Source organism: Micromonospora humida (genome assembly GCF_016901255.1).
Taxonomy (GTDB): Bacteria; Actinomycetota; Actinomycetes; order Mycobacteriales; family Micromonosporaceae; genus Micromonospora; species Micromonospora wenchangensis.
The window spans coordinates 850,133-873,812 of the sequence record NZ_JAFEUC010000001.1 but is presented as its reverse complement, the minus strand read 5'-3'; the positions used below and the strand labels follow the sequence as shown (position 1 = coordinate 873,812).

The following is a 23,680-nucleotide window of genomic DNA, read 5'->3' as shown; positions in this document are numbered from 1 at the left end:
CGGTGCGGCCAGCGAGCCGACTGGGGAAGGCGGCAGGCACTGCGCGAGCGCGGGTTCCGGTCGGTGCCGCCGTCACGTCTGGCGGCACCGACCGGATGACCACCGCCGTCAGCTGTCGGGCGGGGTGGCGGTGGCGGCGACGAGCAGGGACAGTTCCCGCACGAGATCGTCCATGGACTGGCCGCTCTGCGCGCGGAGCAGCCCGAGGCTCAGATCGGCCAGGAGGTAGAAGCCGAGGCTCTTGGCCTGCTCGGAACCGAACGCGGCGAGCAGCTCCTCGGCGCCGTCGAGGTCACCGCGGTGCTTGGCCGCGATGACCCCGGCGGCGCGTTGGACCAGTTCGGCCGCTGCCGGGGTGGGGCTGGTCACGCCGATCAGATCTTTGGCGTGGTGGCGCGGGCGGCGTCGAAGCGGGAGATCACATCCGACCAGTTGACCAGGTTCCACAGCCGGTCGACGTAGTCCGGCCGGACGTTGCGGTACTGCAGGTAGTAGGCGTGCTCCCAGGCATCGAAGACCAGCAGCGGAACGGAGCCCTGGCCGACGTTGCCGTGGTGGTCGTAGACCTGCTCCACGATCAGCCGCTGCCCGAGTGGTTCCCAGGCCAGCACGCCCCATCCGGAGCCCTGCACGCCCTTGGTGGCGGCGGACAGCTGCCCGGCGAACGCGTCGAACGTGCCGAAGTGCTCCTCGATCGCGGCGGCCAGCTCGCCGTCGGGACGGTCACCGCCGTCCGGGGAGAGGTTGCCCCAGAAGATCGAGTGCAGCACGTGCCCGGACAGGTTGAACGCGTACGTCTTCTCCAGGCCGACCAGGGTCGAGAAGTCTCCCTTCGCACGGGCCTCGGCGAGCTGCTCCAGGCCGTCGTTGGCGCCCTTGACGTACGCGGCGTGGTGCTTGTCGTGATGCAGCTCCAGGATCTGCCCCGACATGGCTGGCTCCAGCGCGCCGTAGTCGTAGGGCAGATCGGGCAGGGTATAGACCGCCATCAGAACTCCTCGGGTTGCTGCCAAGTTGGTGCTCTTGCCACTATCTTGCAATAGATCCGGTGACTGTGCGGCGAGGAGTGGCGGTTGACCACGTCGGAGACCGAGCGGGTGAACGCTGCGGTGCAGCGACTACGCCGCGCTGGCCTGCGCAACACCGCAGCCCGCCGCGGAGTACTCGACCAACTCGCCCACGCCGTGGGCGGCCGCGGGCACCTCAGCGTGAGTGAGCTGCATCACGCGCTGCTAGCCCGTGGCGTGGTCGTGGAACTGTCGACGGTGCACCGGGTGCTGCGGCAACTGGTCGAGCTGGGCATCGCCCACACCGTGCCGGTCGGCAGGACGACGACCTTCGGGCTCGCCGACGACATCCATCATCACGCCGTCTGCGGCACCTGCGGCGACATGCGGCAGCTACCGGCCGAGGCGGTCGCGGCGAGCGTGGCCGCCGCCCGCGCTGTCGGGATCGACACAGACCAGTCGGGCCATCCCAACGGTGTCGTCGTCTACGGGCGGTGTGTGCGGTGCCGGACGACGGGCCGCTAAGGACCGCACCCGCCGGTGCGCACTTTGCCCCGGCTTCGGTCACACTCGGGCGTCCGCCGCGCGCTCATGGCACCGGGGTGGGCAACCGCAGCGGGCTGACCGGCAGCTACTCGCTGGCCCTCCGTGCGACGGCACTGGCCAACGCGCGGCTCGAAGACCCTGCGGACGTGTGGGTGCTGCTGGCGGACCAGCCGTGGCTGCGCGACATTGCCACGGAAGCCGACCTGCACACACTGCGGGTGGCCGGACATCGCCTGCGCGAGGTGTTCCAGACCGTGACCGCGGGACACGAGCGGGAGGCGGTCGACCGTCTTAACGGCCTGCTGACCCGGTATCGGGTTCGGCCGACGATTTCCGGCACCTACGCGGGCGACTGGCATATCCACGTCGCCGCACCCGGCACTCCTCCAGTTGAGTACCTTGCTGCTGCCGTGTGGGGACTCGCCGTATGGCTGTGCCAACGGGGGATCGATCGACTCGGCGTCTGCGCGGAACCCCGATGCCACAACGCGTTCCTCGATGACAGCAGCAACCGATGCCGCCGGTTCTGCTCCGACCGTTGCGCCACCCGAAACCACGTCCGGGCCCACCGCGCCAGACGCCGCGCCACCCACCCCTGACCGCCGCCCGACGCTCCCGAACACGGTCCGCAGTGTCAAACGGCACCCGAACTCTTACTGCAAAGATCTAGCAATTGCATACTATGGGCAACTGTGCAGACCTCCACCGGCACTCCGCGACCGATCACCCGTTACGGCACCCCCGTGCTGCATCGCCCCTGTGCTGAGGTGACCGACTTCGACGATGCCCTCGCCCAGCTTGTCGCCGACATGTTCGCCAGCATGTACGCCGCCCACGGCGTCGGTCTGGCCGCCAACCAGATCGGCGTCGACGCGCGGATCTTCGTCGTCGACTGCCCCGACGCCACCGGCACCCACACCGTCGCCACCGTCATCAACCCGGTTCTGCACCTACCCGAGCACCGCGAGTTGGTGACCGACTCCGAGGGCTGCCTGTCCGTCCCCGGCCAGCATGCCGACCTGGCCCGCTGCGCCACCGCCACCGTCACCGGCTTCGACCTCCACGGCCAGGAGATCCGGCTGGACGGCACCGGCACCCTCGCCCGCTGCTTCCAACACGAGGTCGACCACCTCGACGGCCTCGCCTACGTCGACCGGCTCCCCACCAAACTCCGCAAACAGATCCTCGCCGCCAGTGCCGAACACCCCGGCGTCGGCGCAGGCACGGCGCAGGACGCCTGACCGATGCCGGTCGTCCTCGGCATCGAAACCTCCTGCGACGAGACCGGCGTCGGCATCGTCGCCGATGGCATCCTGCTCGGCGACGCCCTCGCCACCAGCATGGACGAGCACGCCCGCTTCGGTGGCGTCGTCCCCGAGATCGCCGCCCGCGCGCACCTGCACGCCGTCACCCCCATGGTCCGCCACGCCCTCGACCGCGCCGGGATCAGCTTCGGCGACATCGACGCCGTCGCCGCCACCGCCGGACCCGGCCTCGCCACCGCCGTGCAGGTCGGCCTCGCCGCCGGCAAGGCATACGCCCTCGCCCTCGGCGTCCCCCTCTACGGCGTGCACCACCTCGCCGGCCACGCCGCCGTCGACACCCTCGAACACGGCCCCCTACCCGATCGCTGCGTCGCACTCATCGTCTCCGGCGGACACACCTCACTCCTCCTGCTCGGCGACCTCGCCCGCGACCCCGTCATCCACCTTGGTGACACCGTCGACGACGCCGCCGGCGAAGCCTTCGACAAAGTCGCCCGCCTCCTCGGCCTGCCCTACCCCGGCGGACCCGCCATCGACCGCATCGCCCAGAACGGCAACCCTGACGCCATCACCTTCCCGCGCCCCATGACCAGCCCCCACGACCCGCCCTACCAATTCTCCTTCTCCGGCCTCAAGACCGCCGTCGCCCGCTGGATCGAGAAGCACGGGGACCAGCCCGTACCCTTGGCCGACGTCGCCGCCTCCTTCCAGGAAGCCGTCGCGGACACCCTCACGCAGAAAGCCATCGCCGCCTGCCGCGACCACCACGCGGACACGCTGCTGCTTGTCGGTGGCGTCGCCGCCAACAGTCGGGTGCGACATCTCGCCGAACAACGTGCCGCCACCGCCGGAGTGCGGCTGCGCGTACCCTCACCACGACTCTGCACCGACAACGGCGCCATGATCGCCGCCGTCGGCGACCTACTCGTCCGCGCGAACGTCGCGCCGGACCGACTCGATCTCAGCGCAGACCCGTCCGCCGTCCTACACGGCGCGCTCCTACACGGCCCACGCGGGACCGCGTAGATTTCCAGGCATCCGACCCGACGTCCGGCCACATCAACGGCTCCCCCGAAAACACCCGCTGATCGTCGACTGCCGGTGACAATCATGGCCCATTCCGCGATCGTGTTTGTGCAGCTCAGTGGCAGCTCGTAGTGAATGTTGACAAGCCGGGAACCGTGAGATTCGGACAGCGTAGGTCGACGGTTCGATTCCATCTTGGGCTGCAGCTCCGCTTCGCCGCGCCGGCCAGGGGGCATGGCTGGGCAGGCGGCAAGGGCATGTCACCGGCGGCTACAGTTCAGAATTCAATAGCAATGTCATCATCCATGCGCTGCGGCGGTGGGGTTGCAGTATCGATCTCCCCTCGGACACACTTTTGCAGCATCCCTGCTGTCTACGACGTACGGATGGTCAAGCACGCTTGACACACCAATCTGATCTCCGTCTCGACGTCGGCCGGTCCCGCTTCGGGCGGGGGTGGTCGGCGTGGCTGACGTGGTGGTCGCTCCCGTCGTCCCGCCGGTTGTGCTGGCGGGCCGGGGCAAGTCGGGTGGTCGGTCTGACGGAGGTCTTCGTCGTCGGCCGTTGCCGCTTGCGGATCTTCCAACTCCTCGTGTCGGCACCCTGGTCTATGGGGTGGCGGCGCTGGATGCCAGTGGTCGGATCGCCGACAGTGGGGTCGTTCGGGCGCTGGGTCGGGTGCCGGGAACCCGGTTGCACATCCATGAGGGTGCCGGTCTGGTGGTGCTCCGTGCGGATCGGCAGGGTGTGTTCACGGTGACGGGTCAGGGTCATCTGCGGCTGCCGGCGGCGGTGCGGCAGTGGTGCGGGTTGGCGGCGGGTGACCGGGTGCTGCTGGCGGCCTGTCCTGCGGAGGGCTTGTTGGTGGTGCATCCGCCGGCGGCCGTGGAACGCCATGGTCCCGTCAGGCCGCGTGACTGAGACTGTCACCTATCGGTGCAGCAGACCCACCCGAGTGTGAGTCAGTCCGGTTCAGGGATACCGTCCCGTGATGACCTTCGACTTCGGTATTGCCGGCTACCAGCCGGCCTGGCTGAACGGAGCTGCTGAGGTCGCCGGTCGTCACGCGCAACGGCTGCGGGGCCTTGTCGGCAGGCGGCTGACGTCCGGTTGGGTGGTGTGGGATGACGGTGACGACACCTGGTTCGCCGACTGTCCGGTGGTGTTCGACTTCGATGACGAGCGCCTTGAGGTCAATCATCAGAAGTTCGATGATCTGTCGATCACGTATGGGTCGATCGACGTGACGCGGAAGCCGGTGTGGCCGACCTCGGACGTGTTCCGGCTCCGCTGGCGCAGCGATGCTCCCGCACTGTTGGTTGCCCGGCGCGGGCAGCGGCTTGAGGCGGTGGAGCTTCTGGAGTGGGCCGGGGGTGACCTGGCGGACGGTGCCGTGGCGTTGGGCCTGCGATTTGCGAGCGGCTGGTTGACGGTCTACAACGCGCTGGACGAGAACGGGATTGAGGAGGGCGATCCTTCCCCGCGGTACCGCCGACACCGACTGGGGTGAGCGTGCAACTGCATGACTCGACCGAGCCGTCAGCGGCACAAGCGGATGGCAGGCGGCTGTGGTGCCTGGATCACGCACGGGTACGGCGAAAACTCACCGGTTGCTCATCAATGGGCCTGCCCGCCTCGGCCTCGCAGTTGATCGTCCATCAACTCGGATGGCAGCTCCGGGGGATCCGTTGACCGGGCTCGAACCGGCGTCCTCCCGGCCCCTAGCCGGGTGCTCTACCGCTGAGCTACAACGGATCTCCACGGGCCCCGTCGGCTGGGCTCGAACCAGCGTCCACCCGGTCCAGAGCCGGGCGCTCTACCACTGAGCTACGACGAGCGTGATCATGCTGCCCGATCACGGCTTGACGTGTCCATCCCGTTCCGGCAGCTCGCTGACCACGACGTTACCCGGGATCGGCGTCTGCGCCACGCTGTTTGTGATCATCTTCCCGGAGAACGCCCCACCGGCACGGAGCATCGACGCCCACAGCGGGTCCACGATCGATACCCCGTGCACCAGCTCGGGCGTGGGCCGAAAGCGCCCGGTGGCGGCGGGTGCCCTGGGGCCTGTCCAGCCCGACGGGACGGGGTCGACGCCAGCATCGGCGCATGCCGCCTCGACATCCGCGCGGGTGCAGGCGGTGGTGCCGTCGAGCACGTCCCACGGCAGCGGTAGCCGAGCCCACACGCCCACGTCGGGGTGCAGGCCGCCGCCGGTCGAGCGGTGCCACGCCGCCAGGTCCGCCGCGATCAGCATCATCGCTTTGCCCGGGCAGGACGCCTGCAGCAGGCCGAGGCTGCCGGCGGCGTCGAGCGTCGCGAGCCAGGCCGTCCGCGCGGCGTTGTACGCGCCGCACAGGAGGTTCCAGGTCGACGAGTCGTTGCCCCGCCTCACGATCATGGTGGCCCGGTCGAAGTCGCTGGCCGTCCATACCCGCTTGAGTAACGCCGCGACCTGACGCATCGTCGTCCACCACCGGCCCAGCAGTTCACCGCGCTGTGCCTCGGTCAGCCGGGCGAGCACGGGCGGCGTCGGATGGGCCTGGGCGATCATCCACCAGTCCGTCGTCGGGTTGGCGGTGCAGTGTTTGAACAACAGGTCGGCGATGTCGTCGTACGGGTTGTCCCGCCCTGAGAGCGTGAACTCCCGCCGCAACTTCCGCTTGGCAGTCAGATACGCCACGAAGCATCCCGCCCACGGATCAGCCAGAAAGGCGTCCCGCTCGATGCTCGCGGCGAATCCTGCCCGGGCGACCATGGTCAACTGCCGCTTGGTCTGCTCGACGGCCAACGTGTCGGCTTTCGCCGACAGCCGCTGGTTCACCCGGAACCGCCGGTTGTGCTGCCGCTTCGACAGCTCGATCCCGGCCGCGGCCCGGCCCTCCCGGTTCAACCGGTCACGCAGGAAGTCCAGCCGGGCCGGATCGACGGCACCGAGGGATTCGCCGAGGCGGGCCGAGAAATCAAGCAGCGACACGGGATCGTCCGGGTCGATGCCACCGGGCGGCAGCTCGAACAGCCGCGCGGCGGCGTCGATCTGACGGGCACCGCCGACCGGCCGGGCGAAGTCCGCCGACATCGAACTCCACCCGTTCCAGCGTGCTGCCGCACGAGCCGCCCGCCCCAACGTCATCCGGTCGCGGAGCCCCAACTGGCCGCCCACCACCCGCAGCACGAGATGCGCGATCTCCTCCGGCCGGCGCCGCTCGTCGAGCGACGTGTGCAGCGCGACCAGGGCATCCTCGGCAGAGGTCTCGGCGATCGACATGGCGGCATCCTGGCAGGCTCGATGAGACCGGGCAATCCGATTCGCCACCGCCCCACGTGCCGCACCGAGGATGCCCATCGTCAGATAACGCGGCAGCCGCGACCCGATAGACAGGTCCGTCGGCAACTCCTCGCCGTCATCGGCCTTGACGACGGCGGCACCCGCCCGCCACGCGGCCCAGCACAACCGCAACCACAACCGGGGCGCGGCAGGATCCGCCGTGTGCAGGGCCCGGAGGAACCCTGCCAGGACTTCGGAGTCCACGTCCTCGGCGTACCGGGCCTGACCGCGGCCTGCTGGCCGAGGTCCACGGGCCGACGCTGCGACCCGGTCACAGGAGATGCCGGGGTCGGGCACGTACCTGCCCCGGGTCCGGGCGGGCCGTCCCGACCCGAGTCGGCTGGAGGAGCGGTACGAACAGTTCCGCGTCGCCGCCTGAGCGGTGGTGCCGGGTTCCGCCGTCACTGGTCCGGCACCTCGGCATGCATATTGACACCCATCACTTGACGGTCCGTTGGTGGCGACCGTACGGTTTGGCGAATCGATTCGTCGAGCCTGCGGAGACCTGTCCGAGTGTGCCCCGCGTACGCGGTCAGTCGCCCATCGGCGCCCGTCCACGCCGCCACGTCCGGCTCACCCGTCCTCGGCGTCAACGCGGCCGTCCGTGATCGCGGGGTCGTACGCCGGTAACCGGCACCGGCGGCGGTGGGTCGGCAGCGGGAGGCCGCTCCTCGCCGCACCGTCCCGGGCCGGTGCCGGCGGATCGGGTCCGGGTTCGGGCCCGGCGGGGCCGGGCAGCCCTGCCGCCACGACGGGCCGTGGGACGGACAGCCAAACCCGACCACCCGGGCGAGCCGGCAAGCGGGTAGCCGGGGGCGGGATGTTCATGACAGAAGGAGTTGAATGGTCGTGAAACACAGAGCAACCCTGGCATCCGTGGCAGCCGCCGCGGTCGCCCTCACCCTGGCCGCCGGCCTCACCATCAACGGCGGACTCGCCTCCGCAGCCTCCACTACTGGTGCTGGTGCGCTGGCCGCGACCGCCGGGTGCGGCAAGGCGCCCACCCTGACCAGCGGTAAGCGCACGATCACCAGCGGCGGACAGAACCGCAGCTACATCCTGCGGGTCCCCGACAACTACGACAGCAACCACCCCTACCGGCTGGTCTTCTCCTTCCACTGGGTCGGTGGCACCGCCGAACAGGTGGACAACGGCAGCACCAGCGGCATCGAATGGTCCTACTACGGACTGCGCGTCGACAGGTACGGCAAGGGCAATACGATCTTCGTCGCTCCCCAGGGCATCAACAATGGCTGGGGCAACTCCAACGGTCAGGACCTCACGTTCGTCGACGACATGATCGGGCAGATCGAAGGCGGCCTGTGCGTCGACACCACCCAGCTGTTCGCCTCCGGCTTCAGCTACGGCGGCGCCATGACCTACGCCATCGCCTGCGCCCGCGCCACCACCTTCCGCGGCGTCATCGTCTACTCCGGCGGGGTCCTCAGCGGATGCCAGGGCGGCACGCAACCCATCGCCTACTTCGGCATCCACGGTCTCCGCGACGGCACCCTCCCCATCTCCGGCGGACGGTCGATGCGCGACCGGTTCGTCCAGAACAACGGCTGCACCCGACAGAACCCGCCCGAGCCACCCCAGGGCAGCCTCACCCACATCGTCACCTGGTACACCGGCTGCCGCACCGGCTACCCCGTCGTCTGGGGCGCCTTCGACGGACCACACGCCCCCAACGCCGTCGACGGCTCCGCCGACCCCTACGCACCCGGCGCCAGATCCTGGACCCAGGCTGAGGTGTGGAGGTTCATCACCTCACTGAGCCCAGACGGACCCACCACCCCGCCCACCACCACCCCACCGACCACCACGCCACCCACGACGACGCCGCCGGCAAACGGGCAGCAGATCCTCGGCGCACAGTCCAACCGCTGCGTGGACGTGCCGAACTCGACCCAGAACAACGGCACCCAGGTACAGCTCTGGGACTGCGGCACCGCCACGGGCCAGCGCTTCACCTACACCTCGGGGAGGCAACTGCAGGTGTACGGCAACAAGTGCCTGGACGCGAACGGCGCGGGTACCAGCAACGGCACGACGGTGATCATCTGGGACTGCAACGGCCAGCCGAACCAGCAGTGGAACGTCAACTCCAACGGCACGATCACCGGACAGCAGTCCGGACTGTGCCTCGACGCCAACGCCGCCGGGACGGCCAACGGCACCAAACTGATCCTGTGGTCCTGCAACGGCGGCTCCAACCAGCGATGGAGTCTGCGTAGCTGACCGCCACCTCTCTCGGGGCGGACTCGGTCCGGACCCGAGAGAGGTCTTCGTCCAACGGTGCCAGCGTGGTGCGGATCGTGTCTGCGGCACCCCGGTCGTGGTTGAACTGGGCCAGGACCGCCAGGTGTTGTCGTAACTGGATGACGGGCCTACGGGCTTTGCCACGGCGAGGTGCTGCTGCGGGTCGCCGGCGGCGCCGTGCCCCGCACCGCCTTGGAGGGCGCACTCGGCGGAACCCCCGTCGCTATCCCACTGTTCGCGGTGTCGGGGTCGGGCTCCAGCCCGACCCCGACACCTACCTCCGAACCCGAAACCGCTGAACGGCGTTCGGGCCGGGCCCCGCTACTTGGCGATCCCGCCCCAGTCCGAACTCGTGAAGGGGCTCTTCAGGGACGAGTTGACCGACGTGCAGTACGCGTAGGAAATCGTGCCGGAAGCCGCCTGCGCACCTTGCGTGATGCGACCGTTCTTGCACCTCGCCCAGCCGACGAACGAGCTACCGGAGCACCTGATGGCAGCGGTGTTCTGGTCTTTCCACGCCAGCGAACACGAGAACGCCAGAGACTGGGCACCCTGGCCGGCCACGGCTGGCGTGGCCGTCGCAAGAGTGCTGCCTCCCGCGAGGGCCAGCCCCGCGGCGGCGACAGCAAAGAGCTTCCGCTTCATGCCTCTTTCCTCCTTCTGTTGTCTACCTGGCACTTCTCTGGCCTGGTAGCGGATTCCTGGTCGGAAACCGGCGGTTGCTGAGCATCCGACTGGGCCCTGGCCGACGTGGCCGGACGGCTGCGCAAAGGCACCGACGCTTCTGGCCCGCTGTGGGATGCATCGATCTGGCGATAAGCCTGACCTGCGGTCTGTAGGGCGGAACAGGGTCTGAGCTGTGCGGAACAGTTTCGCTCACGTCGCCTCGGGGGACGCCTGCCGATTTGTCAGATGATGTGATCTATATCACACGATGGCCGAAAGTACTCGATTTAAGATTATGGATGTCTAGTTGTCTGAATCCTGTTTGTTCCAACCGGATCGAGACCCACCGTGACATGGAGGAGTGGCCCGTGTTACCACCACCGGCACCCGATCCATCTATGAACGCCGGAGAGTTCGTCGCGGCCCTGAGGGCCTTACGCCTGTGGGCGGGGCTGTCGTACCGGGAGTTGGCCGCGAAGGCGCAGGCATCGGGAGGGTCGCTTCCACCCAGCACGATCACCTCGATGCTCGGCCGCAGCACCCTGCCACGCGCTCCACTGATCGCGACGTTCGTCCATGCCTGCGGCCTGGATCAGGACACTGCGGACCGGTGGGTCGCGGTACGCAACAGCATCGCCGTACGATCCGAGCAACCAGCATCGGGGCCGCTTCCCGAGCTGCTGGAACCGCCGTCAGGCGGCGGCACCGAACGGACGCCGGCGGATCTTCAGGTGAAGCGACGCTCGCGGTTGTGGCCAGTCGCGACCGGCCTGCTGATCACCCTCGTGCTGGTGATCAGCATCGCGGCATTCCTGCTGCCCGAACGCGATGGCAGCCGACACGGTCGAGTCGCTGCCATACCCGAGGCACCGTCGACGCACAACGGTGCCGTGCCTGTGCCACCGAACGGTTGGGTGCGCATCCGCCCGGTTGGTGCCCCGCACCTCTGCCTGACCGACGGCCGCGTGCAGGATCGGCGGTACGTTCCGCTCGTGGCCGTGCAACGGCGGTGCGACGCGGTCGCCCCGCAGGGCACCGTGTTGGAACCGATGGGTGGCGACCTCTACCGGATCCAGTGGCACCATCCCGACTACGGCAAGGGCTGCCTGAAGGCCCTGAGCGACGGACCCGGCACCGGTCTGCTGGAGCCGATTGACGACTGCCTCCAGGACAGTCGATTCCACCTCGAACCATCCGCACCGTACGGAAGCAACCGGTACGTGCTGCGGGTGGACGGCCAAGGCTGTGTGGGCATCAGAGACTCGGACACCTCCGAGGGGACCGAAGCGGTCATGGAACGCTGTGTGGGAAGGGGCGGACAGGTCTTCCTCATCGAGGCCGCGTCGTAACCGAGCTCGGTTCGGATCCAGGTCGGGTCCGGCGTCGCCGGTCGAACAGCGTCCGGAGCATCTCCGCCGGGCACGTCCCCGCCGTCCTGCCGGGGGATGCGTCGGGGGCCCCGGAACAGGTCCGGACCCCACGGCGCCAGGTGGATGTTCGTCTACCGCACCACACCGGGTAGCCCGTGACACGAGGGCTGGCTGCGCTTCGCGGACCCGGTCGACCAGACCTGCCGCTCTTCCTGTCGGGGACCGGGCCAGCGTGGTGTCCAGCAGCCCGTCGGGCCTCCTGCGATGGCATCTCGACAGAGCATGCACTCGGCGGCTGGGCAACGGGTGATGTCCTGCCGGGCGGCTATCGTGGCCGTCGCGACGGCAAGGGCTTGTCGGGCCGGAAAGGCGCGCCAGCGCGAGGTGCCGACCACGACGCTCCGGGCAAGCGGACCGAGGTCCGGCTCCAGCCGCGGGAACCCCGCGGAGCAGGAGCCGACCTCGACCATACGGACGGCGCCGTCGATGTCTCGTGCCCATCTGCGGAACATGCGGCGACCGGACCACTGCTCGGCCAGGTGCAGGGCTGTCATGCGGTCGAGGCCCACGCCGATGAGCAGGATCACGCCGTCGCGGTCGGCCAGCTCGCGAATCGGCCCGTACACGTCCTCGGGGCTCTGGGCGTCGATGATCTCAACGGCCTCCGGGCCGACCGCGGCGAAGGAGTTGAGTGGGTGTCTCCCGCGTACGGCGTCGGGGCGCTCGACGAGCACGGCCGGAAGCAGGCCGAGCGCAGGGTTGACCAGTCGGCAGCCGACGCTGTAGGGACCCGCCTCCAGCAGGGGGTTGTCCACCGGCGGCGCGGTGTAGTCGACGCCGTTGCGCGCCGGACGCAGGTCGGCGGGGGCGGCCACCCCGAACTGGGGTTCCGTGAAGGCGGGCGTCATCACGGTGCAACCACGTCCGAGCAGTGCGCCGATGATGCCGTCGGGGCCGCCGTCGATCACCGATCCGAAGGACCGCAGTGACGCGTGCAGCATGACCGGGCGATTCGCCAGGTGCAGGGTTCCTGAGGCGGCGGTGAGGTGTGCTGTGAGGATCATGGTGGCCTCCCGAATGGTCAGGCGAAGTGGACGGCATCGACGACCCGCCCGTGCCGAAGCTCGTCCAGTGCCCATCGGGTCGTTTCGGTGTCGGGGTGGTCGGCGCCCAGCGTGCGGTCGCGGCGCTCCAGGACCTGCCGGTAGATGGTCTCCGCCTCGGCCCGGCGGCCCTGACGCGCGAGCGTCCAGGCCAGTTCGTGCAGGGTCAGCAGGGTGTGGGGGTGGTCGGCATCGAGCACCTGACGCAGGCCGAGGAGCTGGCGGTACCGGACCTCGGCCGCAGCCCACCTGCCCTTCCTGGCGGTGATCCAGGCGAGCGCGTGCTGGGTCTGGAGGGTCTGCGGAGCGAGATCGGAGAGGACCCGCCGCCGGTCGCGCAGGACCTCCTCGAAGATCGGCTCAGCTTCGTCGATGCGGCCCTGCCGGGCGATCGCGTACGCCAGCTCGTGCCGCGTGGTGAGGGTGTCCCGCGAGTCCGGTCCGAGGTGGAGCAGGCAGTCGCGGAGGGTGCTCCGGTAGAGCTGCTCGGCCTCGGCCCATCTGCCGAGCAGGCTGGCGATCCAACCGGACTCGTGGCGGCTGCGGAGGGTGTCGGGGTGGGAGTCGCCGAGGACACGTCGTCGGATGCCGAGGACGTCCTGGTAGATGGCCTCGGCTTGGGTCAGGTCGCCCCGGTTGGCCACGGTCCAGGCAAGCTGGTGCCGGAGGCGTAGTACCGCTGGGTGTTCCTCGCCCAGTGCCGCGCAGTGGGCGAGGGCGGTCCGGCACAGCCGCCCGGCAGCCCCGCTCTCGCCGCTGTGGTTGAAGGCCCTGGCCACGCTGGCGGTGGCATCCGCCAGGAGGGCCAGATGCTTGTTGTCCCCGTACTCGGCGGCGGTGTCGAGCAGGGCCAGCAGGTGCTGGCTGAGCAGCCGGTACTCCGGCCAGCATTCCGGCTGGTCGTAGCTGAGCTCCTGCAGTGCGCCGACCAGGTGCGCGACTGCGGCATGCCAGACCTCTGATCCCTCCAGGTGGGCGCGGCTGGTGTCGGTGACGACGGGATGGAGGGTGATCGCGGCGGATCCGCTCTGGATCAGGCCCACGCCTGTCAATCCGTCGAGTGCCTCCTGTAGGCCGCTGATGGACAACATCCGTGTCGGGATCGACGTGGGGGCGTAGCAACTGGCGAGCCGCAGTAGCGCCCGAGCCTGGGGGATACCCTGGTGGGCCAGCCCGTCCAGGGCGATCTCCGCGGTGCGGGCCACCATGGTCCCGGTACGACTGCCGAGGGCCCGATCGTAGGCGGCGAAGCTGGGCGACGGTGCTACCCCGGAGCCCAGGTACGTCCCGGCCAGGTGAAGGGTGAGTGGCAGACCACCGAGACGACGCACCAGGTTCCGGGCCTCGGTATCGTCCCCTGCCTGCGGTGCGAGATCCCGCAGGACCTGTGCGGCGTCGGCCGTACCCAGGTGCCCGACCACGAAGAGCCGGGCTTTCACCCACATGCGTGGGTCGGTCTCCCGGCTCGTCACCACGACCAGACCGCGCTTCGACGCCCGCAGCCAGCCTGTTCCGTCCTGGATACCCGCTGGCGAGTCCGCCTCGGCGAGCGTCCAGGGATCGTCGGCGTCGTCGATGACGAGCAGCCACCTGCTGGACGAGCGTTCCAGCAAACGCCAGAGCCGGTCCGGGCCGTCGGCCGCTCCGTTGGCGACCGACTCCATGTCCGTGGTGGAGCCGCCAAGGTCCCGGATCACCCTGGTCAGACCTGCGGAGAAGCCGGCCGGATCGGCGGCGGAGACCCACCACACCTGTTGGCCCCAGCTCCGTGCCCGCTCCGCCAGGGCGGCAGCCAGCGTGGACTTCCCCGCGCCACCGGTCCCGACGAGCACGGCGGGACCTTCCCCTGCGGGTCGGCGGGCCAGGGTCGCCAACTCCTCCAGGAGGTCACGGCGTCCCCGGAGTTCGAGCTGCGAGTGTCGCAGGGCGGCGGGGGAGAAGCCGCCATCCGCCTCCTCCACTATGTCGACTTCCCGGTCGATCCAGGCGCTCAATTCGTCCAGACCGTGCTTGAGGTCGAAGGGCGGGACCATCTCGGCTCCGGCGGCGCGGGCGAGTCGGTAGACCTCGGCGAATGTGAGCGGAATCCGCTGCTCGTTGTCGGACATCACGCAGACTCCTGTTCTTCCTCATCATCGATGAACGGCACGAGGTGGCCGACGCTGGCCCTCAACTGCAGACGCGCCTCCCGCAGATGGCCGCGAACGGTGCTTTCCGCCAGCCCGAGATGGTCGGCGACGCGTCTGCCATCCCAGCCCTCACCCCAGACCAGAGAGGCGACCGTCCGGCGGCGTGGTGACATCTGTTCGATCGCCCTCCAGACACTGGTCAGGGCGATCACCAACTCCACCCGCCGGCCCGTCTCATCGCCGGGCGTGGGTGGCAGGTGAAGATCGTCGGCGGTCAGGTCGACCACCTTCTGCTTCCTCCAGAGATCGACCGCCTTGTGCTTGAGTACCTGACGCAGCCAGCGCCTGCGCTCGTCGGAACCGAGCGGCTCGACCTTCCCCCAGGCGCGGATGGCCTCGAGAAACGTGGTGTGGACCAGATCCGACGCATCGGCCGCCCGGATCCACGGACGCGAGTGGGCATACCAGTGCAGGTCCTTGGCCTCCTGCGCGTAGAGATCCTTGATCTGTTCCACCTGGTTTCTGGTGAGCTTCGGCCGGGACTCGAACGACCCCACATCACGTCCCTGACTGCGGTCGCCGCCGAGCTGACTCGGCATTCCACGTCAGCTCGACAGTCTGCTCGGCGTCCCCGCACACGATCCGGACTACCGGGACCTGGTGGGTCGGGGTGGCGGGGTTGCTCCGCGAATGCCAGTCGACGAGCAGGCTCATGGCGGTGCAGACGGCCAGCAGAGCCGCCGTCAACGTGCTCGACTGCCAGGGCATGGTGCTCGCGGTCAGGGCGGCCAGCGCCACCCGTGCTCTGTGCTCGGGGAATGTCATCACACCCTCCTGTCGGGCGACACCCCCGTCGCGTTTGGTCGTCGCCGTGAGAACCTTCGAAACCTCTGATCTTTCCCCAGTCCTGCCGGAACGAGTTGCGCAGCAGATGCACCACACCCGTCTGCACGATCGGGCGCGGCCCGACCGTCTCCACCGCCTCGGGCAGGCCCTTGAGTCCGCGCAGGCGAGCATGAGCACGTCGGCGACGCCGCGGTTCTTCAGAAAGGTGTCAGCCCATGGAGCGCTCAAGACCAACGTCATGGATCGCCTTCAGCCGGTTGTCGAGCGGTCCACTCAACTTCAGGACAGGAGCGTCGTTCCAGGCATCGAGGGGGTCGCCGGCCCGGCCGAGCCGTCGTACCGGCGTCCTTCAGGGTCCCGATGGGTCAGCCCGGGTGAGGCTCGAAATCGGCCTGGATACCATCCATTCATGGTAATGCCGGAGCGAGAACAGCAGTCGATCTCACCGGCGCTGCGCCATGTACAGGACATCAGCGCCGTGGCTTTCGCCGAAAGCGACGTTATCGCGGCGCGTGACGGCACCACGCCGGTTCGGCTCAGTGGCGGTGCCTACGTAACCCGGGCGGTCGAGGGAAGACTCCTCGAACGGCTGACCACACCCTCGATCACGGCGCTGGTGGGCGAGGCCGGTTACGGCAAAACCGCGCTGCTGAGCCAAATACACCGGCGACTCACCGAGATCGGCCGGCTTCCCCTGCTGATCCCGGCAACCGCGCTTCTCGCCGAGGACGACACCGGCGCAGGTCTGACGACAGAAATCCTCGACGACGCCATACGCGACGCGGTACGCACGCAGCTCCCGGTCGTGCTGCTTGTCGACACCCTGGATCTGCTACTGCAGCATCAGGGCACCCGGGGTCGGGTAAACGCGCTGCTCGGACTGGCTGCACGACACCGAATACCGGCACTGGTGACAAGCCGACCCGTCGAGGCTCGCCAGCTGGAGGTCGACTACGGCGACAAGGAAGGCGATCGTGGTTCGGAAAATTCGATATCGGGCATCCGACTCGGGCCCTTCGACCGGACCGAACAGCCCGCCGCGATCGAGGCCTACGCCCGAGCATTCTACGACGAAGAACGCGTTCCGGAGGTGGTTGCCTCGGTCAGCGACGCATCCCTACGTGGCCTGCCCCTGCGCGAGGTGTGCCGGATTCCGCTGGCGCTACGGCTCATGTTCGAGTTGTACGCACCGGACGAGGTGCCACCTAACGACATCGACACCATTACTCTGTATGAACGTTACTGGTGGCGTCGGATCGAGGAGGATCACCGGGGCGCACCCGTACACCGCGACCAGCACGATCTGAGTCTGGAAGCAGAGGCCGTCGCTCTGGCCCTGCTGACCGCGGGGGTGGTTGAGTCGGAGACGACCCGACTGGTCGAGCGCGCACGCCAGCTCGCCCAGGTTTCGGGCACCGCAGCCAACGCCGCTGTCCAAGCACTACATGCCCGCGGTGTGCTCCTCATGCCGGCGAACAGCCAGCGGGTGCGCTTCTTCCACCAGACGTTCTTCGAGCACGCCGCCGCGCGCGGCGTTGCCAGCAGAGGAACGGCGCTGCTCACGGCGCTGGCCGCCCAGGTCGCCGCAGACCCGCTCGACCTCTTCTACGGTGAGGTCGCCGCGCAGGTACTGCTCCTGGCCGGCCGCGATGCTCGGGTTTCGACGGCGCTGGTCGAGCGGCTCCTGCGCGACTGGCTCCGCACCGACGACGCCAATCTGCTCACTCTGACGCTGCGCACGTACGCTCGGATGCCGGCACCGAGTCGCCCTCTCCGTGCGGGGGCAGAGGCTGCCCTGCGTCGCGCCCCGGTGGACGCGGTCCGTGACTACCTGCGACTCTTGCCGTCGGTTCACCACGTCGGATTCGAGCGGGTCGAGGCCGAGCTGGCGCTGCTCTGGCACCGCGCGTGTCCGCCCGGCGACGCTCGGACCGACCAGGCGCTCGCCTTCGACGTGGTCGGGGCGCTGGCCCGGTTCTCCGCCCAGCAGCCCGAGGCGGTACAGAGATTCCTGATGGATCACGGCTGTCTGGACTGGCTTGCCGACCAGCGGCCGGACGAATGGCGCCGTCGGGACAACGTGCACCTGCAGCTGTTGGAGCCGCTGTCGCAGTACGCACCCCGCTGGTGCGCGACCGAGCTCATGCGCTGCCTCACCGCTTTCGCCAAGACCCGCAACGTCGAGGGCATGGCGGAGATACTCGACCTGATGGGACGGCTCGCCGCCACCACCCCTCTTCCGGCGGAGACCGCGACGGCACTGGCCGAGATGGTGTGGACGGTGCAGAACGAGACCAACGCCGAACGACTGGAGCGCGCGTACTCGGTCCTTCGCGCCGGTCAGCTCACCGAGCGGAGCGGGGTGGGCTTGTTGGCGCACACCTGCTCCGCACTCGGCCCGCGCCGAGGGGCTCCGTCGCGCTGGAGCAAGGCTGGTCGCCGAGCCGAGCTCCGCGCCTGTGCCGAGGCGGGCGGCGCGCTGGACTCTCGTGAGGCGGGCGCCTTTCTCGCGGCCCTGTTGGCCGAACGAGACCCGACCCGCCAGGAGGGCGTCTGTACGGTGCTGGGTCAGGCTCTGGCTGACGAACACCGACCCCCTTCGTCGCTGGCCGAGCACGCGCGCCGACGATGTCGGCAAGAGCTGACCCGACTGCCTGCCGAGCGCCGTGCGGACCGCAGCCGACCAGCGCCGATGCTCTTCGTCAACGCCTTGCACGGGGCGAATGTCCAGGGCCGGCAACTGCTGGTCGCGCTTCCCGATGAGGTGCCGGAGGAGAACTGGTACCGGCGTGACGCCCTCCTGCCGCTGCTGGTACACGCCGCCCTCGCCGGGCGACCGGACGCCATCCGAGCACTCCGGCGGGTCACCACCGTCGGAGCCGACGGACTGCAACGCCAGGTGCTGCGAACATCCGTGCTGGCCCGCCTGCAGTACGCCGCCCGGGCTGGATCCCACGCCGCCTTCGGATACCTGATCGCGGAGGCGGGACGCAGCGGTGACGTCACCGACGTGTGCGCGGTGCTGCGGCGAACCACGACGGTGACCACCCAACTGCTCGCCGACCATCACGGCGAGCTTCGCCGGCTGCGTGCCCGGCTCGTCGTGGCCGGCAACCATGACCAGCGGCGGCAGGGTTTCGTGCTGTGGCGGCTGTTGCTCGAACGCGGCGTGTACCGTGCTCCCGAACCCGCCCTTCTGGTCGACGTCCTGGAGCGGCGACCGAGCGCGTACCTGGTCATCTCGACCCTGGAGTTGCTCCTGGCGTCGATACGATCGGCGGACTGGGCTGGTGTGGACCCGGCGCCGTTCCTCGGCCCACTCCAGACGGTGATCGAGCGGGGTGCGACCCTTCGCAGCAGGGCGACGACGAGCCCCGGCGGGTCCCGTGACCTCGGCACCGAGCAGGTGCGCACCCAGGAGATTCTTGCCCGGCGGGCCCTGCTGGCCGCGAATGCGCGGCTGGCCGAGCTCCCTCCCAGCGGGCCGCGCAGGCACTCCTTCGCCCGTCGGGTATTCGCGCTCGTCTGGGATGCCGGGTACCAACTGGAGGACAAGTCCGACCGGATGGCGTTCACTGCCTGCTTCGCCGAACTCGGGCATCTGCTGAAGCGGGTCGGCCGCCCCACTTCCAGTCAACTGGTGCTTGACACCGCCCAGCGGCTCAACCAACTGGCTCCCACTCCGACCCGATGGCGTGAGGAACTTGCCAGTTCGTGGTACAGCGCTATCGCCGACGCCATCGCGGGGATGCCCGCCGGCGACCGGGAGCACTTCGTGACACAACTGGTCAAGCACGATGTGGACCTGGCCGCCATCGCGGTGCGCGCGTGCATCGACCGCGTCCGTCCGACCCCCCTCTGGCTGCGGGACCTGGAACCCGTCATGCCACAGAAAGTCCGCGAACATTACCAGTCTGCCCTCCATCGTCAGGCTCGCGAAGGCAGCCAACGCCCGATCCCCGACCTGTTCGAGTTGGCCCTACGCCCGCCCGACCCGGCGGGCGACGAGATACCGGAGACGTCAATGCCCGACACCCGAACGGTCTTCGTCATCCAGGATCGCGACGAAGAGGCCCGCAAGGCCCTCTACGGATTCCTGCGGGCTCTCGACCTGAGGCCGGTCGAATGGGAAGAGAACGTGCACAAGACGGGCAGTGCCGCCCCGTTCGTTGGCGACGTGCTCGCCCGCGCGTTCGAGGACGTTCAGGCGGCGATCGTCCTGCTCACGCCGGACGACGTGGCGAGCCTGCACCCCAACCTGCACGGTGCGAACGAACCCGACCACGAGGCCAGACCGACCGGGCAGCCTCGCGCGAACGTCATCTTCGAGGCGGGCATGGCGCTGGCCCTGCACCCACAACGGACGATCATCATCGAGATCGGGCAGCTCCGCCCGTTCTCCGACCTCGAGGGCCGCAACGTCATACGGTTCGACGGCACGGTCGAGAAGTTGAAGAAGATCGCCCAGCGGCTGAAGAACGCCGGCTGCACGATCAACGACACCGGCACGGACTGGCTGGACACCACGAGGTTCACCGGGCTCGACGCGTACACCCGCCGCCCCTGACGGCGCTCCTGGCCGCTCGGGGCGCTACCGGCACCCGGCGGGCCGTTCAGAGGGAGTCGAGAAACTCCTGTAACTCCAGCCGATCCAACTCGGCGAACTCTGCGGGAGGAACGACGATCGAGAGTTCGCGGCTTATCACACGCTGCCGCGACGCGGCGACGAAGGACAACAGGATCAGCTTGATCAAGGTCGGTCGTTGCACTGCGTCGACCCGGGCCAGCCCGGCCCCGACCACCGCCATGGCGATCCCGCCGCGCTGCCCCCGGCGATGCGCCTCGGCCCACAGCCGGCCGAGGCTGTGCCACAACTCGTCGGGGCCGGACTGTGCGACCAGATCGGGCGACATGGCGCTGTATCCCACGCAGAAGAAGAGCCGCTGCGGGGTGCCGAGGGTGGCAACCGTGCCCACCGGATAGCGCGTCGTCTTGCCGAGCGGCTTTTCCTGACGGGTCAGGACGCCCACCGGAGCAACCCCCGCCAGGGCTGCGTCCAGATCCATGTCGAGCCGAGCGCGGTCGTCGTCGTAGATCCGGGTCAGGAACTGGCCCTGGACGCTGCCACGGTTGATGATGCGGTCGTCTCCTGTGTCAGTGTCGAACGTGTCGGTGAAACCCACCACGAGGTGCGACCGGGTCTGGTCGAACAGATCCCCTGCAATGATCCTGATGGAGCAGTCCGGGTGGGTCAGCCGCCGCCGTACCGGGGTGGGCGGCCACGCCCGCGCGACGCCGTACGCCACCGCGGCGACGACCACGACGAAGGCGACCATGAGCTCCCGCCGAGGATAGATTGAACGGTTCCAGATCGCCTGATAGGTCTGGAGCAGCAGTGCCGCAGAGGCGAACCCGGCGAACGCGTGGGCCGCGACTCGCCGCATTCCCCGCATGGTCAGTAGCCATCGCACGGTCCGATCCTTCCGAACCCGGTCAAGGATTGCCAGGGCGGTCCACTATGGCCTGATGACCGGAGAGATCGACGTAGTTCTCCAGCAGGCGTCGGCCTTCGTGGACAGTCATGATCTGCCGGCCGCCCGCCGTCTGCTTGAGCCGTTGGCAGCTCGGCCGGATCTGCCCCCGGCGATCCGTGCCCGGGTGCTGCTCGACTGGGGGTGGGTGCTCAGCGCCGAGCAGCGCTACCGGGAGGCGGCCCTCGCGTACGCCGAGGCGATCAGGCTTGTCGACGTGCCCGAACTGGCTGACCTGCACAGCGAGGCGCTGCTGGAAAGTGGGATCCTCGCCCGCTACCAGGGTCGGCTGGACGAGGCCGACGGCCTGCTTGCCAGGGCCGGTGCGCTGGCCGCCTCGCGAGAGGACCATCTGAGGTCCGGGCAGGCCCTTGCGCAGCGGGCGTCGGTGGCGCACCTGCGACACCGGTTCGCCGAGGCACGCGAGCATCTGCACGCACTGGAAGAGCTACTGCCCCGCTGCCCGCTCCATCCACGGACCGAGCAGTTACGCGCGGACTGGGCCCACATGGCTGCGGTTTCCGCACGGCTCGCCTACGACTTCGACCGGGCGCGGATTCTGCTGGCCGAGGCGAGCGACCGTTATACCGCACTGGGCCGACGGATCGGGGCGGCCAACATCGAACGCGAACTCGGTGCCGTCCTCGGTCAGCTCGGTGACACGGTGGGAGCGCGACAGGCGTTCGGCAGGGCTTTCACGCTCTACCTGCGGGCGGGTCGACGCCTCGGTGCCGCCCACGTGGCCCGCAGACTCGGCCAGATGCGGCTTCTGGCCGTACCGGAGGATCCCGCTGCCGACACCTACGTCCGTCGCCGGTTTTACCAGGCGCTGCGCCTCGGTGCCGGCGAGCCTGGCAATCGCCTCCTCAGCGAGCTGGGCCTGGCGCGCCTCGACCGGCTCGTGGGAGAACTCGACCTGGCGGCGGCCCGGCTCGCGGCGCTGCCGTTCGGCGACGCCCCGGACGCCCGGCACCTCTCCGAGGCCGCCCTCGAATGGGGGATGGTCGAGCGGGCGCGCGGCGACCGACCCGCTGCGATCGAGATGTTCCGCCAGGCACTGCACCTACTGGAGAGGGGAGGTGACCCCAGCGCGGCGTCCGTGGCGCACTACCAGTTGGCCTACGACCTGATCCTCGACGACCGGGTCACCGAGGCGAAGGAGCATGCGGTCAGGGCGTTCCATCTCAACGAGGAGGCTGGGCGGCGACTGCGTGATCCAGCCGACCGCGAGACGTTCTACCGCGAAAGCCGGCAGGCCTACGTTCTGGCCATGCACTGCGCCGCCCGCGACGAGGACGGGCCCACCGCGTTCACCGTGGCCACCGCGGCCCGCGCGGAGGCCGTGGCGGCGTTCATCCGAGCCGGAGCCAGGTTCTCCCCGGCGCTGCACGAGCTCGTCGCGGCGATCACCCTGGCCCGACGAACACCCGACGAGGCCGCCCGCCTGCCCGAGCTGCACCGCCAACTCGACCGCCTCACCACCACCGAACTGCGACGCAGCGTCGTACCGGAGCCGGTCGACCTCGCCGCGACGCGGGCCGCGATGCCAGAAGGCGGGCACGCGCTGCTGGTCGACGTGCTGGAGGACGAAACCACCATCTGCAACCGGATCTGGCTGGCCCCCGACGGCACGACCAGGGTCGACGAGGTGCTGCTGCCGCCGGACGTACGCCGCTGGCTGGACCGCTACCACGATGCGGAGGAGGGATTCGCCGCCAAGGTCCAGGACGATGCCCTGGCGGCACTGGGGGCGGCGATCATTCCGCCGGGTCTGGCCGCAGCCCTGGAGAGGGGTGAGGAACCGGCCTTGGTGATCTCCACCGGCGGGCTGCTCGGACCGGTGCCGGTGGCCGCGATCCGGGTTGGCACGCGATACCTGGCGGAGTTGGCGCGCATCGCGGTCGTACCCGCGATCACCCTCTGGGCGGCCCTACGGTCGCGCCCGGTCCGCCGGGGGACGGGCCTGCTGGCGTACCTGGACCAGTCGGTGTCCGCCGTTCGCCGGGAAAAGTCCGAGCTGGAGCTCGCGTTTCCGACGGCCACGGTGCTCACCCGCGACCAAGTGCGGTCCTCCCTGTCCGACGCGGCAGATCACGCGGCGGTCCTGATCAGCGTGCACGGCACGGCCACCAGCGGCCTTGGCCAGGCCCTGGAGCTCGGCGACGGTGACGCCCTGACCGCTGCCGACCTGCTCGGGTGCCGCCTCCCGGAGGCGGTCATGATGCCCGCCTGCTGGGCGGGGCGGATCGACCAGCGCCCGGCAGCCGAGCCGCTCGGCCTTCCGACTGCGGCACTGCTCGCCGGGGCCCGCTGGGTCCTCGCCGGCACGGTCGACATCGCTACCTCCCGGACCGCTACCCTCCTCGGCGTCTTCTACGCGGAGCTGGCGCACGCCCGTTCCCCGGTCGACGCGCTGCGCCAGGTGCAAATCGACTACCTGCGTAGCCCCGGCCGCGGGCAGGTACCCCCGTACACCTGGGCCGGCCTCTGCATCGTGGGGGACGGGTTCGACCCCTGGAGACCCGCACCGCACCCCGACAGGGGCTGAGCGCCGTGCCGGTGCCCCGCGCCCCGAGCAGCGGTCGTGACTACGATCTGTTC

General features: G+C 69.3%; 19 protein-coding genes, 2 tRNA genes and 1 pseudogene. 10 read left to right on the top strand and 12 right to left on the bottom strand.

Features of this window, described 5'->3' with window-relative positions; translation table 11 throughout:
- Positions 1-108: 108 nt before the first annotated feature.
- Both JQX11_RS03575 and JQX11_RS03570 read right to left on the bottom strand, forming a co-directional pair.
- Positions 109-369 carry a superoxide dismutase gene (locus JQX11_RS03575; RefSeq protein ID WP_088643333.1) on the bottom strand — a complete coding sequence of 87 codons (261 nt, stop codon included), beginning with the start codon at positions 367-369 and terminating at the stop codon, positions 109-111.
- 5 nt (positions 370-374) lie between these two features.
- A complete protein-coding gene (locus JQX11_RS03570; RefSeq protein WP_204923490.1) occupies positions 375-989 on the bottom strand; it encodes a superoxide dismutase in 615 nt (204 codons plus the stop codon).
- A gap of 84 nt (positions 990-1,073) precedes the next feature.
- Here JQX11_RS03570 and JQX11_RS03565 point away from each other — a divergent pair, with 84 nt between their 5' ends.
- The 6 genes from JQX11_RS03565 (at position 1,074) to JQX11_RS03540 (ending at position 5,354) form a co-directional block, all read left to right on the top strand.
- Positions 1,074-1,532: a Fur family transcriptional regulator gene (locus JQX11_RS03565; protein ID WP_204923489.1), complete on the top strand. Its 459-nt coding sequence runs from the start codon at positions 1,074-1,076 to the stop codon at positions 1,530-1,532.
- A gap of 77 nt (positions 1,533-1,609) precedes the next feature.
- The gene (locus JQX11_RS03560) at positions 1,610-2,152 is read left to right on the top strand and encodes a CGNR zinc finger domain-containing protein (protein WP_307826046.1); all 543 of its coding nucleotides are present in this window, start codon (positions 1,610-1,612) and stop codon (positions 2,150-2,152) included.
- Positions 2,153-2,245: 93 nt separating this feature from the next.
- A complete protein-coding gene (gene def / locus JQX11_RS03555; RefSeq protein WP_204923488.1) occupies positions 2,246-2,794 on the top strand; it encodes a peptide deformylase in 549 nt (182 codons plus the stop codon).
- A 3-nt stretch (positions 2,795-2,797) separates the two neighbouring features.
- On the top strand, positions 2,798-3,844 hold the full coding sequence (gene tsaD, locus JQX11_RS03550) for a tRNA (adenosine(37)-N6)-threonylcarbamoyltransferase complex transferase subunit TsaD (protein ID WP_204923487.1): 1,047 nt from the start codon (positions 2,798-2,800) through the stop codon (positions 3,842-3,844).
- A gap of 465 nt (positions 3,845-4,309) precedes the next feature.
- Positions 4,310-4,765: a hypothetical protein gene (locus JQX11_RS32105; protein ID WP_232377018.1), complete on the top strand. Its 456-nt coding sequence runs from the start codon at positions 4,310-4,312 to the stop codon at positions 4,763-4,765.
- A 70-nt stretch (positions 4,766-4,835) separates the two neighbouring features.
- Positions 4,836-5,354 carry a hypothetical protein gene (locus JQX11_RS03540; RefSeq protein WP_204923486.1) on the top strand — a complete coding sequence of 173 codons (519 nt, stop codon included), beginning with the start codon at positions 4,836-4,838 and terminating at the stop codon, positions 5,352-5,354.
- A 173-nt stretch (positions 5,355-5,527) separates the two neighbouring features.
- Here the strand turns inward: JQX11_RS03540 and JQX11_RS03535 are convergent.
- The 3 genes from JQX11_RS03535 to JQX11_RS03525 form a co-directional block, all read right to left on the bottom strand.
- A tRNA-Pro gene (locus JQX11_RS03535) sits at positions 5,528-5,599 on the bottom strand.
- Positions 5,600-5,609: 10 nt separating this feature from the next.
- Positions 5,610-5,681: transfer RNA gene (locus JQX11_RS03530), tRNA-Gln, on the bottom strand.
- 18 nt (positions 5,682-5,699) lie between these two features.
- Positions 5,700-7,376, bottom strand: a complete 1,677-nt coding sequence (locus tag JQX11_RS03525; protein WP_307826045.1) for a hypothetical protein — start codon at positions 7,374-7,376, stop codon at positions 5,700-5,702.
- A 672-nt stretch (positions 7,377-8,048) separates the two neighbouring features.
- Between JQX11_RS03525 and JQX11_RS03520 the strand changes: the two genes are divergently transcribed.
- Positions 8,049-9,413 (top strand): ricin-type beta-trefoil lectin domain protein, encoded by a 1,365-nt coding sequence (locus JQX11_RS03520; RefSeq protein WP_372444535.1) that lies wholly within the window; start codon positions 8,049-8,051, stop codon positions 9,411-9,413.
- 342 nt (positions 9,414-9,755) lie between these two features.
- Here the strand turns inward: JQX11_RS03520 and JQX11_RS03515 are convergent, their stop codons facing one another.
- Positions 9,756-10,079: a hypothetical protein gene (locus JQX11_RS03515; RefSeq protein WP_204923484.1), complete on the bottom strand. Its 324-nt coding sequence runs from the start codon at positions 10,077-10,079 to the stop codon at positions 9,756-9,758.
- Between the two features lie 419 nt (positions 10,080-10,498).
- Here JQX11_RS03515 and JQX11_RS03510 point away from each other — a divergent pair, with 419 nt between their 5' ends.
- On the top strand, positions 10,499-11,449 hold the full coding sequence (locus JQX11_RS03510; protein ID WP_204923483.1) for a helix-turn-helix domain-containing protein: 951 nt from the start codon (positions 10,499-10,501) through the stop codon (positions 11,447-11,449).
- A gap of 152 nt (positions 11,450-11,601) precedes the next feature.
- On the opposite strand, the gene JQX11_RS03505 is transcribed toward JQX11_RS03510, so the two are convergent.
- From JQX11_RS03505 to JQX11_RS03485, 5 genes and pseudogenes are all read right to left on the bottom strand, one after another.
- A complete protein-coding gene (locus tag JQX11_RS03505) occupies positions 11,602-12,534 on the bottom strand; it encodes an AAC(3) family N-acetyltransferase (protein WP_204923482.1) in 933 nt (310 codons plus the stop codon).
- A 17-nt stretch (positions 12,535-12,551) separates the two neighbouring features.
- On the bottom strand, positions 12,552-14,681 hold the full coding sequence (locus JQX11_RS03500; RefSeq protein WP_204923481.1) for a tetratricopeptide repeat protein: 2,130 nt from the start codon (positions 14,679-14,681) through the stop codon (positions 12,552-12,554).
- Entirely contained in the window at positions 14,681-15,217 is a 537-nt protein-coding gene (locus tag JQX11_RS03495; protein ID WP_204923480.1) for an RNA polymerase sigma factor, read from the bottom strand. The genes JQX11_RS03500 and JQX11_RS03495 overlap by 1 nt, the downstream gene beginning before the upstream one ends.
- Positions 15,218-15,260: 43 nt before the next feature.
- Positions 15,261-15,527, bottom strand: a complete 267-nt coding sequence (locus JQX11_RS03490; RefSeq protein ID WP_204923479.1) for a hypothetical protein — start codon at positions 15,525-15,527, stop codon at positions 15,261-15,263.
- Between the two features lie 64 nt (positions 15,528-15,591).
- A pseudogene (locus tag JQX11_RS03485) lies at positions 15,592-15,755 on the bottom strand (transposase); the annotation flags it as partial.
- 202 nt (positions 15,756-15,957) lie between these two features.
- Here JQX11_RS03485 and JQX11_RS03480 point away from each other — a divergent pair.
- The gene (locus tag JQX11_RS03480) at positions 15,958-20,115 is read left to right on the top strand and encodes a nucleotide-binding protein (protein WP_204923478.1); all 4,158 of its coding nucleotides are present in this window, start codon (positions 15,958-15,960) and stop codon (positions 20,113-20,115) included.
- Between the two features lie 46 nt (positions 20,116-20,161).
- On the opposite strand, the gene JQX11_RS03475 is transcribed toward JQX11_RS03480, so the two are convergent.
- Positions 20,162-21,019: a macro domain-containing protein gene (locus tag JQX11_RS03475; RefSeq protein ID WP_204923477.1), complete on the bottom strand. Its 858-nt coding sequence runs from the start codon at positions 21,017-21,019 to the stop codon at positions 20,162-20,164.
- A 55-nt stretch (positions 21,020-21,074) separates the two neighbouring features.
- Here JQX11_RS03475 and JQX11_RS03470 point away from each other — a divergent pair, with 55 nt between their 5' ends.
- Positions 21,075-23,627 (top strand): CHAT domain-containing protein, encoded by a 2,553-nt coding sequence (locus JQX11_RS03470; RefSeq protein WP_204923476.1) that lies wholly within the window; start codon positions 21,075-21,077, stop codon positions 23,625-23,627.
- Positions 23,628-23,680: the final 53 nt, after the last annotated feature.